Source organism: Deinococcus alpinitundrae, from assembly GCF_009982895.1.
GTDB lineage: Bacteria > Deinococcota > Deinococci > Deinococcales > Deinococcaceae > Deinococcus > Deinococcus alpinitundrae.
This window is the reverse complement of record NZ_WXZL01000012.1, coordinates 17372-35100: the sequence shown is the minus strand read 5'-3', so window position 1 is coordinate 35100 and position 17729 is coordinate 17372. Positions and strand designations below refer to the sequence as shown.

Annotated in this window: 16 protein-coding genes and 1 tRNA gene; 6 read left to right on the top strand and 11 right to left on the bottom strand. The window is 66.4% G+C overall.

What is annotated here, in order from left to right; all coding sequences use genetic code 11:
• Positions 1–3: 3 nt before the first annotated feature.
• A complete protein-coding gene (locus tag GUI70_RS12410) occupies positions 4–2736 on the bottom strand; it encodes a YhgE/Pip domain-containing protein (protein ID WP_161882632.1) in 2733 nt (910 codons plus the stop codon).
• 125 nt (positions 2737–2861) lie between these two features.
• On the opposite strand from GUI70_RS12410, the gene GUI70_RS12405 reads away from it, so the two are divergent.
• Positions 2862–3473, top strand: a complete 612-nt coding sequence (locus GUI70_RS12405) for a TetR/AcrR family transcriptional regulator (protein WP_161882631.1) — start codon at positions 2862–2864, stop codon at positions 3471–3473.
• Positions 3474–3550: 77 nt separating this feature from the next.
• Here the strand turns inward: GUI70_RS12405 and GUI70_RS12400 are convergent.
• The 9 genes from GUI70_RS12400 to GUI70_RS12360 form a co-directional block, all read right to left on the bottom strand.
• Positions 3551–3625 (bottom strand) — tRNA-Thr (locus GUI70_RS12400).
• Between the two features lie 50 nt (positions 3626–3675).
• Complete coding sequence (locus GUI70_RS12395) at positions 3676–4599, bottom strand: aldo/keto reductase (RefSeq protein WP_161882630.1); 924 nt, start codon at positions 4597–4599, stop codon at positions 3676–3678.
• Complete coding sequence (locus tag GUI70_RS12390) at positions 4596–4988, bottom strand: RidA family protein (RefSeq protein WP_161882629.1); 393 nt, start codon at positions 4986–4988, stop codon at positions 4596–4598. Before GUI70_RS12390 ends, GUI70_RS12395 begins: the two co-directional genes overlap by 4 nt.
• An 89-nt stretch (positions 4989–5077) precedes the next feature.
• Positions 5078–6028: a hypothetical protein gene (locus tag GUI70_RS12385; protein ID WP_161882628.1), complete on the bottom strand. Its 951-nt coding sequence runs from the start codon at positions 6026–6028 to the stop codon at positions 5078–5080.
• A gap of 304 nt (positions 6029–6332) precedes the next feature.
• Positions 6333–7172 (bottom strand): DUF72 domain-containing protein, encoded by an 840-nt coding sequence (locus tag GUI70_RS12380; protein ID WP_161882627.1) that lies wholly within the window; start codon positions 7170–7172, stop codon positions 6333–6335.
• A 130-nt stretch (positions 7173–7302) separates the two neighbouring features.
• Complete coding sequence (locus GUI70_RS12375; RefSeq protein ID WP_161882626.1) at positions 7303–8088, bottom strand: hypothetical protein; 786 nt, start codon at positions 8086–8088, stop codon at positions 7303–7305.
• Between the two features lie 115 nt (positions 8089–8203).
• A complete protein-coding gene (locus GUI70_RS12370; protein ID WP_161882625.1) occupies positions 8204–10513 on the bottom strand; it encodes a hypothetical protein in 2310 nt (769 codons plus the stop codon).
• A gap of 72 nt (positions 10514–10585) precedes the next feature.
• Positions 10586–10990, bottom strand: a complete 405-nt coding sequence (locus tag GUI70_RS12365; RefSeq protein WP_161882624.1) for an ExbD/TolR family protein — start codon at positions 10988–10990, stop codon at positions 10586–10588.
• Positions 10987–11703 (bottom strand): MotA/TolQ/ExbB proton channel family protein, encoded by a 717-nt coding sequence (locus GUI70_RS12360; protein ID WP_161882623.1) that lies wholly within the window; start codon positions 11701–11703, stop codon positions 10987–10989. Before GUI70_RS12360 ends, GUI70_RS12365 begins: the two co-directional genes overlap by 4 nt.
• A 200-nt stretch (positions 11704–11903) precedes the next feature.
• On the opposite strand from GUI70_RS12360, the gene sufC reads away from it, so the two are divergent.
• The 4 genes from sufC to sufD all read left to right on the top strand — a co-directional run bounded on the left by sufC (position 11904) and on the right by sufD (position 16159).
• Entirely contained in the window at positions 11904–12698 is a 795-nt protein-coding gene (gene sufC / locus GUI70_RS12355; RefSeq protein WP_161882622.1) for a Fe-S cluster assembly ATPase SufC, read from the top strand.
• A gap of 126 nt (positions 12699–12824) precedes the next feature.
• Positions 12825–14231: a Fe-S cluster assembly protein SufB gene (sufB, locus tag GUI70_RS12350; RefSeq protein ID WP_161882621.1), complete on the top strand. Its 1407-nt coding sequence runs from the start codon at positions 12825–12827 to the stop codon at positions 14229–14231.
• Between the two features lie 183 nt (positions 14232–14414).
• Positions 14415–14774, top strand: a complete 360-nt coding sequence (locus tag GUI70_RS12345) for a VOC family protein (RefSeq protein WP_161882620.1) — start codon at positions 14415–14417, stop codon at positions 14772–14774.
• 29 nt (positions 14775–14803) lie between these two features.
• A complete protein-coding gene (sufD, locus tag GUI70_RS12340) occupies positions 14804–16159 on the top strand; it encodes a Fe-S cluster assembly protein SufD (RefSeq protein WP_161882619.1) in 1356 nt (451 codons plus the stop codon).
• Between the two features lie 89 nt (positions 16160–16248).
• On the opposite strand, the gene GUI70_RS12335 is transcribed toward sufD, so the two are convergent.
• Positions 16249–16794, bottom strand: coding sequence for a DUF4142 domain-containing protein (locus GUI70_RS12335; protein WP_161882618.1), 546 nt, complete (start codon positions 16792–16794; stop codon positions 16249–16251).
• A 289-nt stretch (positions 16795–17083) separates the two neighbouring features.
• On the opposite strand from GUI70_RS12335, the gene GUI70_RS12330 reads away from it, so the two are divergent.
• Positions 17084–17689, top strand: a complete 606-nt coding sequence (locus tag GUI70_RS12330; protein WP_161882617.1) for a TMEM175 family protein — start codon at positions 17084–17086, stop codon at positions 17687–17689.
• Positions 17690–17729: the final 40 nt, after the last annotated feature.

The following is a 17729-nucleotide window of genomic DNA, read 5'->3' as shown; positions in this document are numbered from 1 at the left end:
TCCTCAGCCCACATCCGAGAGCAAAGGCGAGCGGAAGCGTTCGTCGGACACGTAGAGCCAGCGGCGGCGGCTGAGCAGCGCCACGGCGAGGCTGATGAGCGCCACCGCGCCCAGCCGCATCATGAACAGCCCGTACTGCCCGTCATAGCTACCGAACAGGGCAAAGCGCATGGCATTGATGGCGTCGGTGACCGGCACGACCGCGTGCAGCACCTGGAAAAACGGCGATGACAGCTCCACCGGGTAGGTACCGCCGCTGGCCGCCAATTGCACCACCAGCAAGACCAGCGCCAGCAGCCGCCCCGCCGCGCCCAGCAGCAGGTTGAGCGCCAGCACCAGCAGCATGAAGGTCAGGCTGGACGCCACCGCCGTGCAGACGACCAGCACCGGGTGCAGAAACGGGGTGCCCAGCAGGTGAATGCCCAGCACCACCACCAGCGCCTGCGCCACCACGTACACACCCGGCACCGCAAACTTGCGCAGCACCCTGGCGGCCTGCCCGCTGCGGCGACCACTCTCGGGAATCAGCAGGAACGGGAAGATGAAGGTGGTCAGCGTGCAGCCGACCCACAAGCTGAGCGTGATGAAGTAGGGCGCGAAGGCGGTGCCGTTGTTGGCGACCCTGGCCGCCTTTTGCGACACCACCAGCACGCTGGCCGACAAGCCCTGCGGATCGCCGCCGAGCTGCTGGACATGGGTGGGAATCTTCGCGTACAGCTTTTCCAGGCCGTCGCGCAGTTTGACGCTGCCGCCACTGACAGCGCTGGCCCCCGTCGCCAGCGCCTGCGCGCTGCTGCCGAGCTGCTCCAGGCCGCTGGCGAGGTCGCCGCTCTTCCGGGCCAGGGTGCTGGCTCCGCCGCTGAGCTTGTTCAGGCCCGACTGGGCCGGAAGCTGATCCTCGATGCTGCCCAGCGCCGACTTGAGCTTGAGATTGCCCGCCACCAGGGTCTCCAGCCCGCCGCCGAGCGAGGCCGCACCAGTCGCCAGCTTCTGCGCGCCGCTGCGGGCCTCGCCGGTCTTCTGCGCCAACGTTGCTGCGCCTTGCCGAAGCTGCTGACTGCCCGTTGCGAGTTTGGCCGCACCAGTCGCCAGGGTGGTCGCTCCTTCGCTGAGCTGCTGCGCGCCGCTTTGCAGCCCGCCACTTTTCTCGGCCAGCGTCGCCGTGCCGGTCGCCAGTGTCGCGGCGGCGGCTTGGGCCTGGGCCGTCTCCTGGGCCAGGGTCGCCGCGCCCGCCTGAAGTTGCTGGCCGCCCGCGTTCAGCTTCGCCGTGCCCGCCGCCAGTGTGGTGGCCCCGGCACTGAGTTTCTGGGCGGCGTCCGCCGCCGTGCCGAGCTTGGCGGCCAGATCACCGCTGCCGCTCTGAAGCTGGCTGGCCCCGTCCTGAAGTTGCTGGAGGCCCGCCTTGACGGGAGCCAGGGTCGGCGCGTCGGGCACGCCCGCCTTCAACTCAGCGACAGACTGGCCGAGCTGCCCGACTCCCTTGGTCAGCGTGCCCACGCCGGTCTGGAGCTCACCCAGACCGCTGGTCAGGGTCGGCAAGCCCTGGGCCAGTTGCTGAGCGCCGCCGTTGACCTGCCCAGCTCCCGCTGCCAGGGTTTTGCTGCTGGCCGCCAGTTGCTGAGCGCCGCCGCCGAGCTGCTTCAGCCCGCCCGCGAGCTGCCCGGCGCCGCCAGAAAGGGCAGCCGCACCCTGCTGGAGTTGGCCCGCACTATCACCGAGTTTGGGCAGGCCCGCCGCCAGTTGTCCGGCCCCCGTGCTCAGATGCTCGGCCCCGCCCGTGAGCTGAGCGCTGCTGGCCGCCAGCTTGTCCGCGCCCGCACTGAGCTGCTTCATCCCACCAGCCAATTGGTCACTCCCCTGCCCAAGCACGGCGGCCCCTTCTTGCAGCGGCTTGAGCTGCGCCGGGCCGGGCGCAGCGGCGCTGAGCTGCCTGACACCTCCAGAGAGCCGTGCCACGCCGCTGGTCAACTGCCCCATCCCACCCGACAGGTCATGTGCGCCCTGGGCGAGTTGCTGGCCGCCGCTGGCCGCGCTGAGGGTACCCGCGGCCAGGCGGCTGGCCCCGCCGCTGAGCTTGGTGCTGCCGTCCACCAGTTGATCCGCGCCGTCCCTGAGCTGCCCCGCTGCGCTGCGAATGTCCCCGAAGCCCTGCTCCACCTTCACCAGCGCCTTTTGCACCTTGTCCCAGCGGCTGTCGCCCAAGCTGACATTCAGGCCAGCGGCCACCTTGTCTGTCACCGAGGCGCTGACCCGGCTGGCAAAATAGCTGGTGCCCTCGGCGCTGTAGAGGTGCAGCAGGCCATGCTCGGTGCTGCTTCCGGCCAGCGCCTTGCGGCTGAAGTCGGCGGGAATACTCAGCGCAAAATACACCTCGCCCCGGCGCACTGCTGCCTGGGCCGCCGCCTCACTGGGATACGCCACGAACTTGACCGGCGGATCGTCGTGCAGGGTCTTGACCAGCCGCGCCCCGAGGTCATAGCGCTGCCCCTGGAAGGTGGTGCCCGCGTCGGCATTGACCAATGCGGCGGGCAGCTTACTCAGGTTGCCGTAGGGGTCCCAGACGCTCGCCAGATACACCGAGACGTAGATGACCGGAATCAGCAGGATCGCCAGGGCCGCCGCCCACATGATCGGCGCTCGCCACAGTCGGCGTTCGCTGGGCGTCAGGGCACTGAAATCCTGCCTCAGACGGCGCAGCGGCGAAAGGCGGACAGCATCGGGCGTTTGATTATTCATGGCGTTCCTCGGGAGATGGGCGGTCAGTATGCCCGGCTGCCGCTCAGTCTGCTGCCTTGTTGACGTTGTGTCAAGTAGACAGGGCGTCAAATGACGCAGCGTCAACTTTTTGTTAAACTGTCACCATGATCGCTCCCATCCTTCACAAACGTCTGGCCGCCGAAGACCGACGGCGGCAGATTCTAGACGCTGCCGCCGAACTGTTCGTGTCACGCGGCTTCGAGGCCGTCACCATGACGGATCTAGCCCAGCTGCTGCACGTCTCGCGGCCCACCATGTATACCTATTTCGCCTCGCCTGAAGCGGTGCTCGACGTGCTGCTCAGCGAGCGGCTCCAGGCATTCTGGGCTGGGCTGGAGGAGCAGCTCGCGCGGCTGCTGCCCCCGGCGACCTCACCGCTGCCCCAGCACCTGCCGCCGCAGCTGTATTCGTCGCTCTTGACCTTTCTGGTGGGCGAGCGCGCGACCCTTTCACTGCTGCATTGCGGCGGTGGCCCGGCCTTTCAGCGCCGCAGGCTGGCGTTCCTCGATGAACTGGCCGCCCGGCTGGCGCGGCTGCGGCCCGCCGTGCGGCGCTCACCTTACCTGCTGATGCTGCTCACCCAGTTACTCGACAGCGTGGCGCTGCGGGTCATGCTGCTGCCCCCAGAGCAGCCTGGCGCGTTGGCCGAGGCCCTCGACGCCTTTGTGCGTGGCGGCTCAGCCCTGTTGCTGGAAGCGCAGGGCCCCGAAGAGTAGAGGGCGGGTAGATCAGTACTGAGCGCCGAAAACGAAAAAACCCGCGCAGGGCGGGCTTATATTCGGCAAAACTGTTCTGGAGCCAGAGATCGGACTTGAACCGATGACCTGCTGATTACGAATCAGCTGCTCTACCACTGAGCTACACTGGCCTTCCTTCAAAAGTCAGGCTCAGGGAGTATAGAGAAAGTGCCCAGGGGTGTCAATTCCAGGCCAGCCCGGCCCGCGTAGACCAATAGCGTTCGGGCGCTTCAGCCAGCCCGGTCAGGTCCGCCATGTCAGCGCCCATCAGCCTGACCGCTCCCAGGTTGCTCTCCAGCTGGGCGCGGGTGCTCGCGCCGCTGAGCACCACATCGGCCCAGGGACGCGCCAGGGCGACGGCCAACGCCAGCGCGTCGGGCACGGCACCGAGTTCTGCACTCAGATCCTTGAGGCCGGGAACATCGCCGCGCCCGGTCAGCCGCCCATTGGCCAGCGCCTCCTTGATCACCACCTGCCAGCCAGCCGCCCTGGCCTCGGCGAGCGCCGCCCCGGCAGACGGTTCCAACACATTCCAGGTGGCCTGCACCGCCGCGAAGGGCCAGCTCAGCGCCAGCGCAGCGCGAATGGTATCGGCCTGCCGGGGACCGCTGACCGACAGGCCCACTGTCACGCCCTGTTCGGCCAATGCCGAGAGCCGGTCCAGCAGTGCCGCGTCGCCGAGGGCCGGGCTGTCCGGTGTAACGCTGTGAATCAGGTACAGATCCGGCGGGCTGCCCAGCGCCGCCAGGGTTTCGGGCCACTGCCGGTCGAAGGTGGCGGGCGAGTGGTCCTTGACCTCGTGCTGCTCGGCGTCGCTGCGCCAGTCGGCCACGTAGGTGTAGCCCCACTTGGAGCTAACAGTCAGTTGTGAGCGGCGCTCTGGGTGTTGAGCCAGCCATTCGCCCAGAAACTGCTCAGCCAGGCCGTAGGAGCGGGCCACATCCAGCCAGCGCAGCTCAGCGGCCCAGGCGAGATCAAGCAGCGCGTGGCTGCGGGCGCGCAGATCGGCCACGCTGCGGCCCGCCGCGAAATCCCCGGCGTGCCCGAGGTTGATGTAGCCGGGCCGTCCCAGCGCCGCCAGCCCCAGACCCAGCCGGGCACTCATAGATTCTCTGTTTGCACGATGGCGTCGGCCTCGATCTCGATCAGGTGGCGGGGGTCGATCAGGGCGGCCACCTGCACCAGCGTCGCGGCGGGGCGAATCTGCCCGAAGACCTCGGCGTGAACCTGACCGACTGCCTGCCAGTCGGCCATATCGGTTATATACAGGCGGGTGCGGACCACGTCCGACAGACTGGCTCCGGCTTCCTCCAGAGCGGCCCGAATGATTTCCAGCACCACGCGGGTCTGGCCCGCCGGGTCGCCCTGGCAGACGACCTTGCCGTCCACCATTGCGGTGGTTCCAGCCACGCTGACGTGCTGGCCCACCCGCACGGCCCGCGAATACCCCACCTGCGCTTCCCAGGGCGAGGTGCCGCCGATGTTGCGTCTCATGCCGCCATTGTGCGGTGAGGGCACGCCAAACGCCAACAGGCCACAAAAAGCGCAGGCCCGAGAGCCTGCGCTGAGAGAGGACGTGGGGCTTAGCGGCGGCCCACCTCAGACGTCACGGTGCGGCCACCGCTGGCGGCATTACGCGCGCCGGTGATCGCCAGCAGCAGAGTCAGGCCCGCGGCCAGCAGCCAGCCCCAGCCTGCCGTGTTGGCGGTGTTGCGGGCGATGCGCTCGGTGGCGGCGGCGGTATCGGCGGCCTGCTTCTGGGCGGCCTCGATGCCCTGGTTGATCGAGGTCTGCACCTCGGCGGCCTGCGGCTGGGTCAGGCCCTGGCGCTGCAAGCGGGTCACGAACTGATCGCCGGTCAGGGCCTTTTTGATGTTGTCCACGCGCTTGGTGACAAAGTCACCGATGTTGTTAACGCTGGTCAGATCGCCCAGGTCGTTGGCGGCGCGGCGCACGATGCCCGTCACCACGTTGCCCGCCGCGCTCACCTGCTGCTGGTTGAGGTCGGGGCTGGCCTGCGCGATCAGGTTCTCCACGTCCGACTGGCCGAAGCCCGCGACGATGTCCTGGCCCTGTGAGGTCTGGGCGGCTTGCTGCGCGCCTGCCGAGGCGGCTCCGGCCAGCGCCGGGATGCCGCTGGCGAGGCTGCCGAGCGCGCTGGTGGCCGCGCCGGTCGCGGTGCTCAGGGCGTTATAGCCGAGCAAAGTACCAAGTAGCACCAGCAAGCTGCCGGTCACCAGGCCGGTCAGGGTAGCGTCGTCTTTGGTCATGGACGCGATGCCCGGCGTGCCTTCGACGGTAGACGGCGCACTGGCCCGCACCGCGACCAGACCCGCCAGGTAGGCGGCCACCAGCACGCTGATGGCCAGCCAGATGACGGCAGCGATGCCGACGCCCGACAGAGTGATGCCAGTCAGCGCCGTGATAGCGGTTCCCAGCGCGATGAGGGTGAGTTGAACGACCAGGCCCACCGCCAGACCGGCAAAAACGCCAGGCCAGCTCAGCCGGTGCGATAAAAAGTCACGATTGGTCATTGGTCTTCTCCCTGAATGCCTGCTCGAAGTGTGAGGTGCCTGACATGCGATGACCGGGACATGGCCCCGGCACGAACAGGTCCACCGTACCGGCTGTGCTCCCGACACGAAACCCAGCCGCCGTCAATCTGACTCTCATGGTCTGAAAGTGTGCAGACTCGGAAACACAGTAGGCAGTCAGGTCAATCGCGTCTGGGACGCTTCTGTCTGCGACCTGACCGCCGCTCGGGTCAGGAACCCATGAGCACGACGGTGAACACTCACTTCAGGTCAGACAGGCAATTGGTAAACGTCCTGACCACATTCAGAACAAGTCGCCGGACAGCGACGGCGAGCGTGGGTCAGGCGCACTGACCGGAATACCGCGCGCGTTGAGGGCCTGGCGCAGCATCGGGATGTTCTTGAGGGCGTGCCCCTTGGTGGTGTTCTCGAAGAACACGTACAGCTCGTCCACCTCGCCGTCCACGAAGGCGATCTTGTCGGCCCACTCGTCCATCTCGGCTTGCTGGTAGCGGTAATCGTGGCGCTCGGCGGCGCTCTCGCCGCTCCACCAGTTGCCGCTGTTGCGCCCATGCAGCCGCAAATACGCCACCGGGGCCGTGAGGTGCAGCGTCGGTTCCGGCACACCCGCGACCGGCGGGTAATCGGGGCTGACCCAGATCAGGCCGAATTCGCGCAGGCCGTCTCGGACCTCGGGCCGGTCCCAGCCCTGGTGACGAAACTCCACGGCCAGCTCGTGCCCGGCAAAGCGCTCGGCCAGTTCGCGCAGGTAAGTGCGGTTGCCCGGCGTGCGGTGAAAACTGTAGGGAAACTGCGCCAGATACGGCCCCATCACCCCGGCCTCGCGCAGCGGCTGGGGACTTTGCAGCATTCGGTCAAAATCGCTGTCCTGGGGCGCGCGGTCGTGGGTGAACACCTTGTTGAGCTTGACGGCAAAGCGGGTGCGCCCCGCCGATCTGCGCGCCATTCCCTCGAAGGCCTTGAGACCGGGAATGCCGTAGAAGCTGCTGTTGAGTTCGACAGCGTCGAAATGCTGGGCGTAGACGCTCAGAAAGTCGGTCTGTTTGGTGCCGGGCGGATACAGCAGGTTCTCACCGATCCAGTCGTCGTTGGTGTAGCCGCCCGTGCCGATATACACCTTCATTCGCTTGCCTTCATACCCTTCACTTTGCGCTGGGGCCGGGGCCGGGTGCTGAAGGGAAGCTCAAGCCGCGCCAACGAACACCAGCCGCCCTGGAAGAAGGCGGCTGGCTGGATGTGGGGCGAAACTCAACTCAGCTGAACTTGCTCAGGTCCAGAATGAAATCGTAGGCGCAGCTGCCCTGCTCGTTGCGCAGCAGCAGATCGATCTTGTCGTTGGCGTTGAGGCCCGCCTTGAGCGGCTCGAAGTAATACACCAGCGTTCCGGCCTGCTTGCCGCCGTCTGCGGCCTTCCAGTCGTTGACGAAACTGAAGCGGGTGGGAGCCAGCAACTTGCCGTCGGGTCCCTTGAGCCGCACCTGGTAGGCGCTGCGCTGCTGCAAGTCGTCCAAGCCCTTCACGGCGATGTCGATGCGCAGCTGGCCGTCGGGCAGAGCCAGTGAGCCGCTCTGCGCCGCCGGTGTAGTGGCCCCGGCAGGTGTCGCCACGATTTTCGAGCCGTAGCCGTTGTCGGCGCTCGGCAGATACCCGGCCCCAAACGCCTTGAGGGCGTCAGCCACACTCAGGTTCTTGAAGTTGTCGCGGGCGTCCTGGGCCTGATACAGCAGTTGATCGGCCTGGCCGCTGAGGGTCAAGCTGGCGACCCGGCTGCCCTGGCCGTAGTCGCCCGGCGCGCTCAGCCAGCTGCTGAGGCAGGTGTCGCCGCCGTCAAACACCTTGACGCTGCCGTCCGGCGCTTTGAACTTGCCGCCGTCCACGCTCAGGTCGAGGGTCGAGAAGGTGGGCACGGTGGCCCGGCGACCGTAGGCGCTGTCGATGACCGTTTTAGCGCTCTGGTCTTCGAGCTTGGGCACCCAGGCCAGTGCCGGGCCGGAGGTAAGAATGGTGAGCAGAACCAGACCGAGGGACGTTTTTCGCATGGAGAACCTCACTGTGACGTGCTGAAGACTGAAGTTACTTTCGATATCTAATGCCTGCGAATGACGCAGAACTGACGCGCTGAGGCTGGCTCGAATCCGGACAGGCCGGGTAAGGTCAGCTCTTGAGGTAGACCAGACGGCAAGCCTGCCCGGCAGCCCTGAACGCCGCCGTCCCCGCCGCGTCGAGGACCGAGTCGGTGATGTAGTTGCTCTTGGGCGAGAACTTGGTGGCCTGCACCCTGGCCGCCTTGATGCGGGTCACGTTCTGAAACCCGTCCAGCTCGCCTTCGGTGGTGATGTAGGTGTGCAGGTTGCCCTCGTTGACGATCTGAGAGCTGACCCCTTTGATAAGGGCAGCGTCGGGCCAGAGCTGGTTTCCGGCGCTGTCGAACACGAAACTGGTCTGCGCCCGCTCAAAGCGTGAGTCAAGGCCGCGGACGTCAATGGCGACGGTGCACAGCAGCGCCTTGTTCTCGCTGCCCGCTCCCGTGCCGCCCGCGCCGGTGGCCCTGGCCCCGCCGCCGCTGAGGCCCGCAGTCTCGCCGGAGCCGCCACCCGCCGTATCGGGGTTGCTGCCGGTCTGGCGGCCCTGGGCATCGCCCTGCGGCTGCGGCGCACCTGTGCGGCCCCCGCCACTGCTGCCGCCCGCCGGACGGCCCGCCACCTCACCCACAGCAGGGCTGCCGCCCGCACCGCTGCCGGTGCTGCCGCCTGCCGACTCGCGGGGAGCAGCGGGGGCGTCGGCGCTCACGCCGTTGCTGCCGGGCGTGCCGCGCACCGGGGCCGCGCTGTCTGCGCCGGGGGTGTTGGCCGTGCCCGCACCGCTGCCCCCCGCTGGCGTGACGGCCTCGGCCCGGCCCGGTTCGCCCGCGTTGGCCCCTGACCCGGCAGCCGGGCGGGCCGCCGCCGGATTGCCGCCGGTGGCTGCTCCCTGACTGCTGCCGCCGATGGGCCGGGTCGCTTCCGGGGTGGCCTGGCTGCCCGCCGCAGCGCTGGCGTTGCCGCGTGGCCGGGCAACCGTTTCGGCCGCCGGAGCCGACGCGGCCGCTCCCCCACTGCTGCCGCGCGACGGGGCCGGACTCTGGGACGGTGTTTCGCTCGGCTGGGTCGCCACCGGGCTGGTGCTGCGGGCCGGGGCGGCGGGAATGTCGCTGGCCGAAATCTCCGGACGCGGTGACACCGGGGCGGCGGGCGCGGGCGCGGCGGTGGCCGCCGCCCCGGGCCGGGGAGCTGCCTGGGCGATTTCACTGCTGGCGGCGTTGGCCGCAGTGTTGGCGGAACTGGCCGGACGGCGGGCCGGAGCCGCCGCCTGAGCACCGGGGTCGCCTGCCGCGCCGCCGCCGCGTGCCGACTCGGCTTGCTGGCTGGGCGCGGCGGCGTCTTCGCGCCGGGGCAGCGACGTGATCGGCGACGGATCGGGCGCGGGCGCAGCGGGCGGTGTGGGAAGTGCCGGAGCAGGCGCGTCCGGCGCGGCAGCGTTGGCCTGCGACTGGCGGCTGGTGGGCGCGGCGGCGATAGGCGTTTCCACCTGAGCGGGCTGGGCTGTGACGGGCGTAGTGGTCGGCGTCGGCGTGTCGGTCGGCTGGTCGGTTGGCACGCGGGCCGGTTCGGTGAGGGTAGCCTGCGGCGTGGGGTCGGTCTGCGGTGTCGAGGTAGAGGGGGCCGGATCAGGCGGGGTGAGCTGGGCCTGCGGCGTGGGCGTTTCACTGGGCTGGGCCGCAGCGGGGGTCGGTTCGACAGGTTGCGGCTGATTGGTTGGCGGCTGAGTGCTGGGCGACTGGGTGGTCGGCGTTTGAGCGGGTTGCGTTTGGGCTGTTTCGGACCGGGTGGGCGTGGCCGGGGTCGGCGTCCGGGTGGGTGCGCTGCGGGTCGTCTCAGAGGGGGTCGGTGCGGGCGTGGGGGCCACCGGCACTCTCGGCGCGGCAGTCTGCGGCTGGGCCGAGCGCTGTGGGGCCACCTTCGGCGGCGTGGTGGGCCTGGGTACCGCTGGTGTGGGCACCACTGGTTTGGGTACAGCAGGCGTGGGCGTCACCTTCACTGGCTCGACCTTCGGGGGAACCGGTTTGGGCGGTTCGGGCGGCAACACCTGGGTCTTGAGTGGCGCTTTCGGCGTGGTCACCGGCTTGACCGGCTGGACTTTCGGTGGCGTGGCGGGCGGCGTCACCGGCAGGGTGGGCGTGGGCTGCACTTCCGGGGCGAGCGTCACCACTTCCAGCGGCGCGCGACTCAGGTCAGCTGGACTCGGCAGGCGGCTGGATGCCGTGGGCCGCAGCGCCAGAATGCCCAGCAGCAAAGCCGCGTGAACGATCAGGGTGACGCCCAGCGCCCGCGCCCGGTCGGTGTTGTTCGAATTCGGTTGGCCGGGGGTGACCGGGGGTGGACGGTTGCGGTTCGGACGGCCCTGGGGCGGCAGCGAGGCAGTCATGGCAGGCTCCTGAAGCGCACCGTGAACTGCGGAAGAACCGGCGGCGAACAAAGCAAGGAAATCGTCACGGCGTTACTTGCTCCCGCTGCGGGTGCCCAGCGCCAGCCGCTCGCCGCCCGCCTTCTTGATGACGTCCATCACTTGCACCACGCCACCATAATTGCCCTTCTCGTCGGCCCTGAGGCCCACCACGCCGCCCGAGACCCGCAGCAGCGGTTTGAGCTGGCCGCCGAGCTTGGTCAGGGTGGTTTCCTTGCCGTTGAGATACACCTTGCCGGATTTCTCCAGGCTGACCACCGGCAAATCGGGAGTCTGCTGCACCGTTTGCGAAGCGCGCGGCAAATCGAGTGGCAGGGCGTTCTGGCGGGCGTTGAGGTTGCTGGTCAGAAAGAAGAAAATCAGCAGCAGCAGCACGATGTCCACCATCGGCGCGAAATCGAAGGTGAGCGACTGCTCTTCCTGAAATCGGCGTCTCACGGCTTGGCGCTGCTCTCGAAGCTGAATTCCAGCGGAGCGATGGCCTCAGCCTGACCCGCCGCCAAGCGAACCGGGGCCGCGCGCGCCAGGACCGGCGCGATGGGTGCGCTGAGCCAGGCAGGCAACTCCTCTCGCACCCGCTCAGCTCCCGCTGCGATGCGGTCGGCGCGGGCGCGCAGGGCGTTGCGGGCCACGTAGGCGATGATCGCCACGATCAGTCCGCCCGCCGTGTTGATCAGTGCCTCGCTGATGCCGGTGGCGAGCTGCGCGGGCGTGGGCGAGGTGGTCTGCGAGAACACGATGAACGACCGGACCATGCCGATGACGGTGCCGAGCAGACCCAACAGCGGCGCGATCTGGGCCACCGTACCGAGCGCACTGATGCCCGCATAGAGCCGGGCATCTTCCTGCAAAATCGCGCCGTTCATGGCGGCCTGGGCGGCGTCGATGCCCCGGTCGGACCGCGCCAGGCCCGCCCGCAGCACGTTGGCGGTGGGCGTCTGGAGGCCCGAATAATCGATCTCGGCCAGTGCCGCCGCCGCACCCGACTCGGCGGTGGTGGCCCGCGTGCGCTCGATCAAGGTCGAGGAGTCCTGCCCGAGCCGCGAGAGTTCGGTCACGCGCAGCACGATCAGGTAGACGGTGTAGAGGGACAGGGCCAGCAGCACCCACAGCAGCGGCCCGGCAGCCTGAATCAGCGAGAGGACATTCACCCTCCACCTCTTAGCATGGCCGTCTATGGCAAGCGTGAAGAATTCTCCATGCAGCTCATCTTGGGCAGGCGGCGCTCAGCTCCGGGGCTGGGCAAATCCGCAGTAAACCACTCGACTTTAGGGGGGTAAACCCGCTAGAATGGGCCAGTAAGTAGGAATCATTCCTAAGAGCAGCCCAATTCAGCCTGACAGGAGCGCCCATGACCTCACCTGATCCCCAGCCCAAGACCACCCAGCCCAGCCCCCACCAAATCGAGATCCGCGACCTCCACGCCAGCGTCGGCGATTTGCCGATTCTCAAGGGCATCAACTTGATTGTGCCGCGCGGCGAGTTGCACGCGGTCATGGGGCCGAACGGCAACGGCAAGAGCACCCTGGCCAAAGTCATCGTCGGCGACCCCGAGTACACCGTGACCGGAGGCGAGGTGCTGGTCGACGGCGTGAACATCCTGGAGATGGAACCCGACGAGCGCGCCCGCCTGGGCGTGTTCCTGGCCTTCCAGTACCCGGTCGAGATTCCCGGCGTGACCATCGCCAACTTCCTGCGCCTGGCCATGCAGGCCCGCAAGGCCGAGGGCGAGGAAGTCAGCTTCACCGAGTTCTACGGCAAACTGCTGGCTGCCCTCAAGACCCTGGAATGGGACGAGAGCATCGTCGAGCGCTACCTCAACGCGGGCTTTTCCGGCGGCGAGAAAAAGCGCAACGAGATTCTCCAGATGTTGATGCTCGATCCGAGCTACATCATCATGGACGAGACCGATTCGGGCCTCGACGTGGACGCCTTGAAGATCGTGGCGCGCGGGGTCAACAGTATGCGCGGCCCCGGCCTCGGCGGGCTGATCATCACCCACTACCAGCGCCTGCTGGATTACATCGTGCCGGACAAGGTGCACATCATCGTGGACGGCAAGGTCGTGCAGTCCGGCGGCCCCGAACTCGCACAGAAGCTGGACACCGAGGGCTACGACTGGGTCAAGGAACTGGCGACAGCCTGAGCCAGCGTCCACCTCAGCACCCGTGACAGCAGGCTCACGGAAGAGGTCGGAACCGCCTGGACCGCTTATTCAGCTCCTGGCCCCTTTGATCTTTAGCCCCTCAGATTTGCCTCCGAAGGAGCAATCATGACCATCAATCCTGAAGTCAAAGACATCAGCACCGACTACGAGTACGGCTGGAGCAACCCCGAGAAGTACGCGTTCAAGGCTCCCCGGGGCCTGTCGCGCGAGGTCGTCGAGATGATCAGCAAGGCCAAGGACGAGCCGCAGTGGATGCTCGACTTCCGGCTCAAGGCGCTCGACATCTTCTACAGCAAGCCGATGCCCACCTGGGGCGCGGACCTCAGCGGCTTGAACCTCGACGAGATCTACTACTACATCAAGCCCGAAGGCATGAATGCCCGCAGCTGGGACGACGTGCCCGACGATGTGAAGAAGACCTTCGAGCGCCTGGGCATTCCTGAGGCCGAGCGGGCCGCACTGGCGGGCGTGGGCGCCCAGTACGAATCCGAGATGGTGTACCACAACCTCAAAGAGGAATGGGAAAAGCTGGGCGTGGTCTTCCTGAGCATCGAGGACGGCCTGCGCCAGTACCCCGATCTCTTCCGCGAGCACTTCGCCACCATCGTGCCGCCGGAGGATAACAAGTTCGCCGCCGTCAACAGCGCGGTGTGGTCAGGCGGCAGCTTCGTGTACGTGCCCAAGGGCGTCAAGGTGGACATCCCACTCCAGACCTACTTCCGCATCAACGCCGAGAGTTCAGGCCAGTTCGAGCGCACCCTGATCATCATCGACGAGGGCGCTCAGGCGCACTACATCGAGGGCTGCACCGCTCCCGCGTACAACTCCGACAGCTTCCACTCGGGCGTCATCGAGATCGTGGTCAAGGAGGGCGCGCGCTTCCGCTACTCCACCATCCAGAACTGGAGCCACAACGTCTACAACCTCGTCACCCAGCGCGCCGCCGTCTACGGCAACGGCGTGATGGAATGGGTGGACGGCAACCTGGGCAGCAAGGTCACCATGAAGTACCCGGCCTGCTACCTGCTCGAAGACGGTGCGCGCGGCGAGATTCTGAGCATCGCGATGGCCGGACGCGGCCAGCACCAGGACGCGGGCGGCAAGATCGTTCACTTCGCGCCCAACACCTCGGGCAGCATCGTCAGCAAGTCGATCAGTAAGGACTCGGGCCGCAGCAGCTACCGTGGTCTGGTCAAGATCTATGAGGGTGCCCGCAACGCCAAGACCAACGTGGAGTGCGACGCCCTGCTGCTCGATGAGGAAGCCCGCACCGACACCTACCCCTACATCGAGATCGAGGAAAAGACCGCCCGCGTGGGTCACGAAGCCACCGTCAGTAAGATCAACGACGAGCAGATTCTGTACTTGCAGTCGCGCGGGCTGACCGGCGACCAGGCGGCGGGCCTGATCGTGCGCGGCTTTATCGAGCCGATCGCTAAGGAATTGCCTCTCGAATATGCCGTCGAGCTGAACCGGCTGATTGAGCTGGAGATGGAAGGCTCGGTCGGCTGAGAAAAGAAATCACGGCCCTTGTCAATCACCGTATCAACGATTTTTGCAGGGGCCGGGCCGTCCTTTTCTGAGGCCCGGTACTCTGGCGCGTTCGAAAGCCAGTTACGGGGTTTGAAGCGTCATGGACGACGCACACAGCCAGTGCCAGGTCTCCACCCAGACCAAAGATAGGCAGGAGTCCATTTGAAACTCAACCACATCAACCTCGGCGTCACTGACGTTCCCGCAACGGTGGCCCTCTTTCAGGACCACTTCGGCTTCATGCCTGCGGGCGGCGGCATGCCAATGAACGACCGCATGGCCTTCATGCGCGACGACGCGGGTTCGCTGATCTCGGTGTTCAGGGCCAACGACGTACAGTACCCCAAGGTGTTCCACATCGGTTTCATGCAGGACACGCCTCAGCAGGTGCGCGATATGCACCAGCAACTCGTGAGCGCCGGATTCAGCATTCCCGAGCCGCACGAAAACAATGGGCGCCTGACGTTTTACTTCAATACACCTGGCGGCTTCTTGCTGGAAGTCGAATCGTTTTTCGGCTGAGCCAGCCGCTCAATTGATCTGGAGACCATATGACCCAACCTCTTAGCGACCACCTCGCCCAGCACACTGGCCCCGACTGGCTGACCGCCAAGCGCAAGCAGAGCTTCGATCTCTTCGACACCCTGGAAGTGCCGCACAGCGGTGTAGAAGCCTGGAAGTACACCCAGGTCGTCATCGATTTCGGCAAGCTCAACCCACACCCCAAGCGCGAGGCCGTCCATGACGTTTCGGCGCTGCCCAAAAGTGTGCAGGAGCGCTTGAGCAGCACCGACGTGGGCGCGTTCCTGGTGCTCGACGGCCCCGACGTGGTGTACCGCACCGAGCTGCCCGCCGAGCTGACCGAGAAGGGGGTCATCTTCACGGATCTCAAGTCGGCGCTGGAGCAGTACCCCGACAAGGTGCAGCAGTACCTCTACAGCGTGGTGCCCGCCGAGGTGCCCGACGACACCACCATCGCCGCGCCCGGCACCACGCCCAGCAAGTCGCCCGATCCCAGCGAGGGCAAGTTCAGCGCCATGGCGGCGGCCCTGTGGACCAATGGGGCCTTCGTGTACGTGCCGCGCGGCGTGGAAGTGGCCCTGCCGCTGGGGTCGTTCCGGGTCATGAGCGAGGCTGGAACTTTCACCGCCACCCGCACCCTGGTGGTGGCCGAGGAAAACGCCCGCGTGACTTTTATCGACGAGCAAGACAGCGAAGATCTGCCCGGCACCTACGCCATCGGCGCGGTGGAGCTGGTCGTCAAGGACGGCGCGCAACTGCGCTACGTCTCGATTCAGAACTGGGGCAAGGGCGTGACCCACATCCAGCGCCAGCGCGGCGACGTGGGCAAGGACGCCGTCCTCAACTCGCTGGTGGTCACCATGGGGGGCACGCTCTCCCGCACCGAGATGCAGAGCTATCTGCGCGGCCAGGGCAGCGACTCCGAGATGCTGGCACTTTACTTCGCCAACGAGGACCAGCACTTCGACCACTACACCCTCCAGCATCACGCCGCTGCCAACGCCCACAGCGATCTGCTCTACAAGGGCGTCAGCGACGACCGGAGCGTAGGGGTGTTCTCCGGCATGATCAAGGTCGACCTGGGGGCACAGAAAACAGACGCCTACCAGAAGCACCGCACCCTGATGCTGTCGAGCGAGGCGCAGAACTTCAGCGTGCCGCAGCTCGAGATCAATGCCAACGATGTGCGCTGCTCGCACGGCTCTACCACCGGCCCCGTCGATCAGGAGCAGCTGTTCTTCCTGAAATCGCGCGGCATCCGAGAGGAGCAGGCCGAGAAGATGCTGGTCACCGCTTTTCTGGAAGACGTGCTGGGCCGCGTGCCACTTCAGAGCGTGGTCAAGTACATTGAGGGCATCATCGCCAAGAAGGTCGGAGCGGCTTAAAACCCGGCCCACAAACGAAAGTGCCCCGCCAGTGAACCAAATCGGCGGGGCGCTTCGTTGTCGTGGTGCAAAAGTCGGCAGGGGAAAGCTTACTGACCTGGCAGTGCCTTCGCCATGTCCAGGTGCATCGCCACCACCGGCTGAATCTTGGCGGCATACGCCAGCGCCTGGACGTCCTTGCCGATGGTGCGGTAGGTCTTGATCAGATCGAGGGTCATCTGGTGGCCACCCACCTGCACCATCTTGTACATGGCGTCAAAGGCCGCGCCCGAGAGCGTGGCGAGCTTGTCGGACTGGAGGCGCTGATCGGCTCCCGGCTTGTCGGCCAGCTTGATGCCCTTGCTGGCGGCGAGCTGGGCAAGTTCAGCCTGGGCCTTGGTGTGATCGGTGATCATCTGCTGGGCGAAGGCGCGCACCGAGGCGTCGCTGCTCTTTTGCAGCGCCAGCTTCGAGGTGGCGATCTCGGCCAGGTTGCTCATGGTCGCCACGTCCATAAACAGCACGTCGGGGTTGTTGGTCGTCTGGGCGGTAGACACGCTCGGCGGCATGGGCATCCCCGCGCCCCCGGCCTGGGCAGCAGACAGTGAAAGCAGCAGCGAAGCGGTGAGAACAGCAGACTTCAAAAATGTTGACATGAACACTCCTTTGAGCGCTCAAGGCGTCCATACGGACCACCTCGCGCTCCTGCCTTCAAGCTGCCGCCTGGGCCGCCTGATTTGCCCTGAGCCACCTGAACATCGTCCGCCCCCTCCTTGAACTGACCTTCGTTTGGCGTTGATCCTCGGCACAGCCAGTCTTTATCTGAGGTGCATTTCAGGTGCGCGCTTTGCCGGGCGGCTGGCATGCTACTGTGCGGCGCAGCGGGCAGAAAATGGCGCCGCTCGGTACCAAATACCCCGATGCCAAGGCTGAGGTCACGAGGACATGAACAAATCCAGACTTGAAGCCTTTTCCGACGGCGTGCTGGCCATCATCATCACCATCATGGTGCTGGAACTCAAAGCGCCAGAAGGCCATCAGCTCAGCGATCTGTTCAGCGACTGGGCCAAATTCCTGGCATACGTCATCAGCTTCGTGTATGTCGGCATCTACTGGAACAACCACCATCACCTGCTCGTGACCGTCAAACGCATCAGCGGCTCGGTGATGTGGGCCAATCTGCACCTGCTGTTCTGGCTCTCGCTGCTGCCGATCCTAACGGCCTGGGCAGGCGAAAGTCATTTTTCCGCCGTGCCCATGAGCGTCTACTCGGTCGACCTGCTGATGTGCGGCGTGGCCTTTGCGCTGCTTCAGCAAGCGATCATGCGCGCCGACCCCAGCAACACGCTGCTGGCCGACGCGGTGGAAGGCGGCCTCAGGGAAAAGCTCTCGACGGGCGCGTACATCGTCGCCAGTTTCAGTCCGCTGCTGGGACTGCCCGGCGTGTGGCTCAGCGGTCTGATTCTGATCGGCGTGGCGCTGATGTGGGTCGTGCCCGACCGGCGCATCGAGCGGGTGCTGGCCGCGCACCAGCGCTCCAGCAAGTCGTGAAGCACTTCTCGGGTCGGTGCCCAGGCGAGCACCTCCGGGG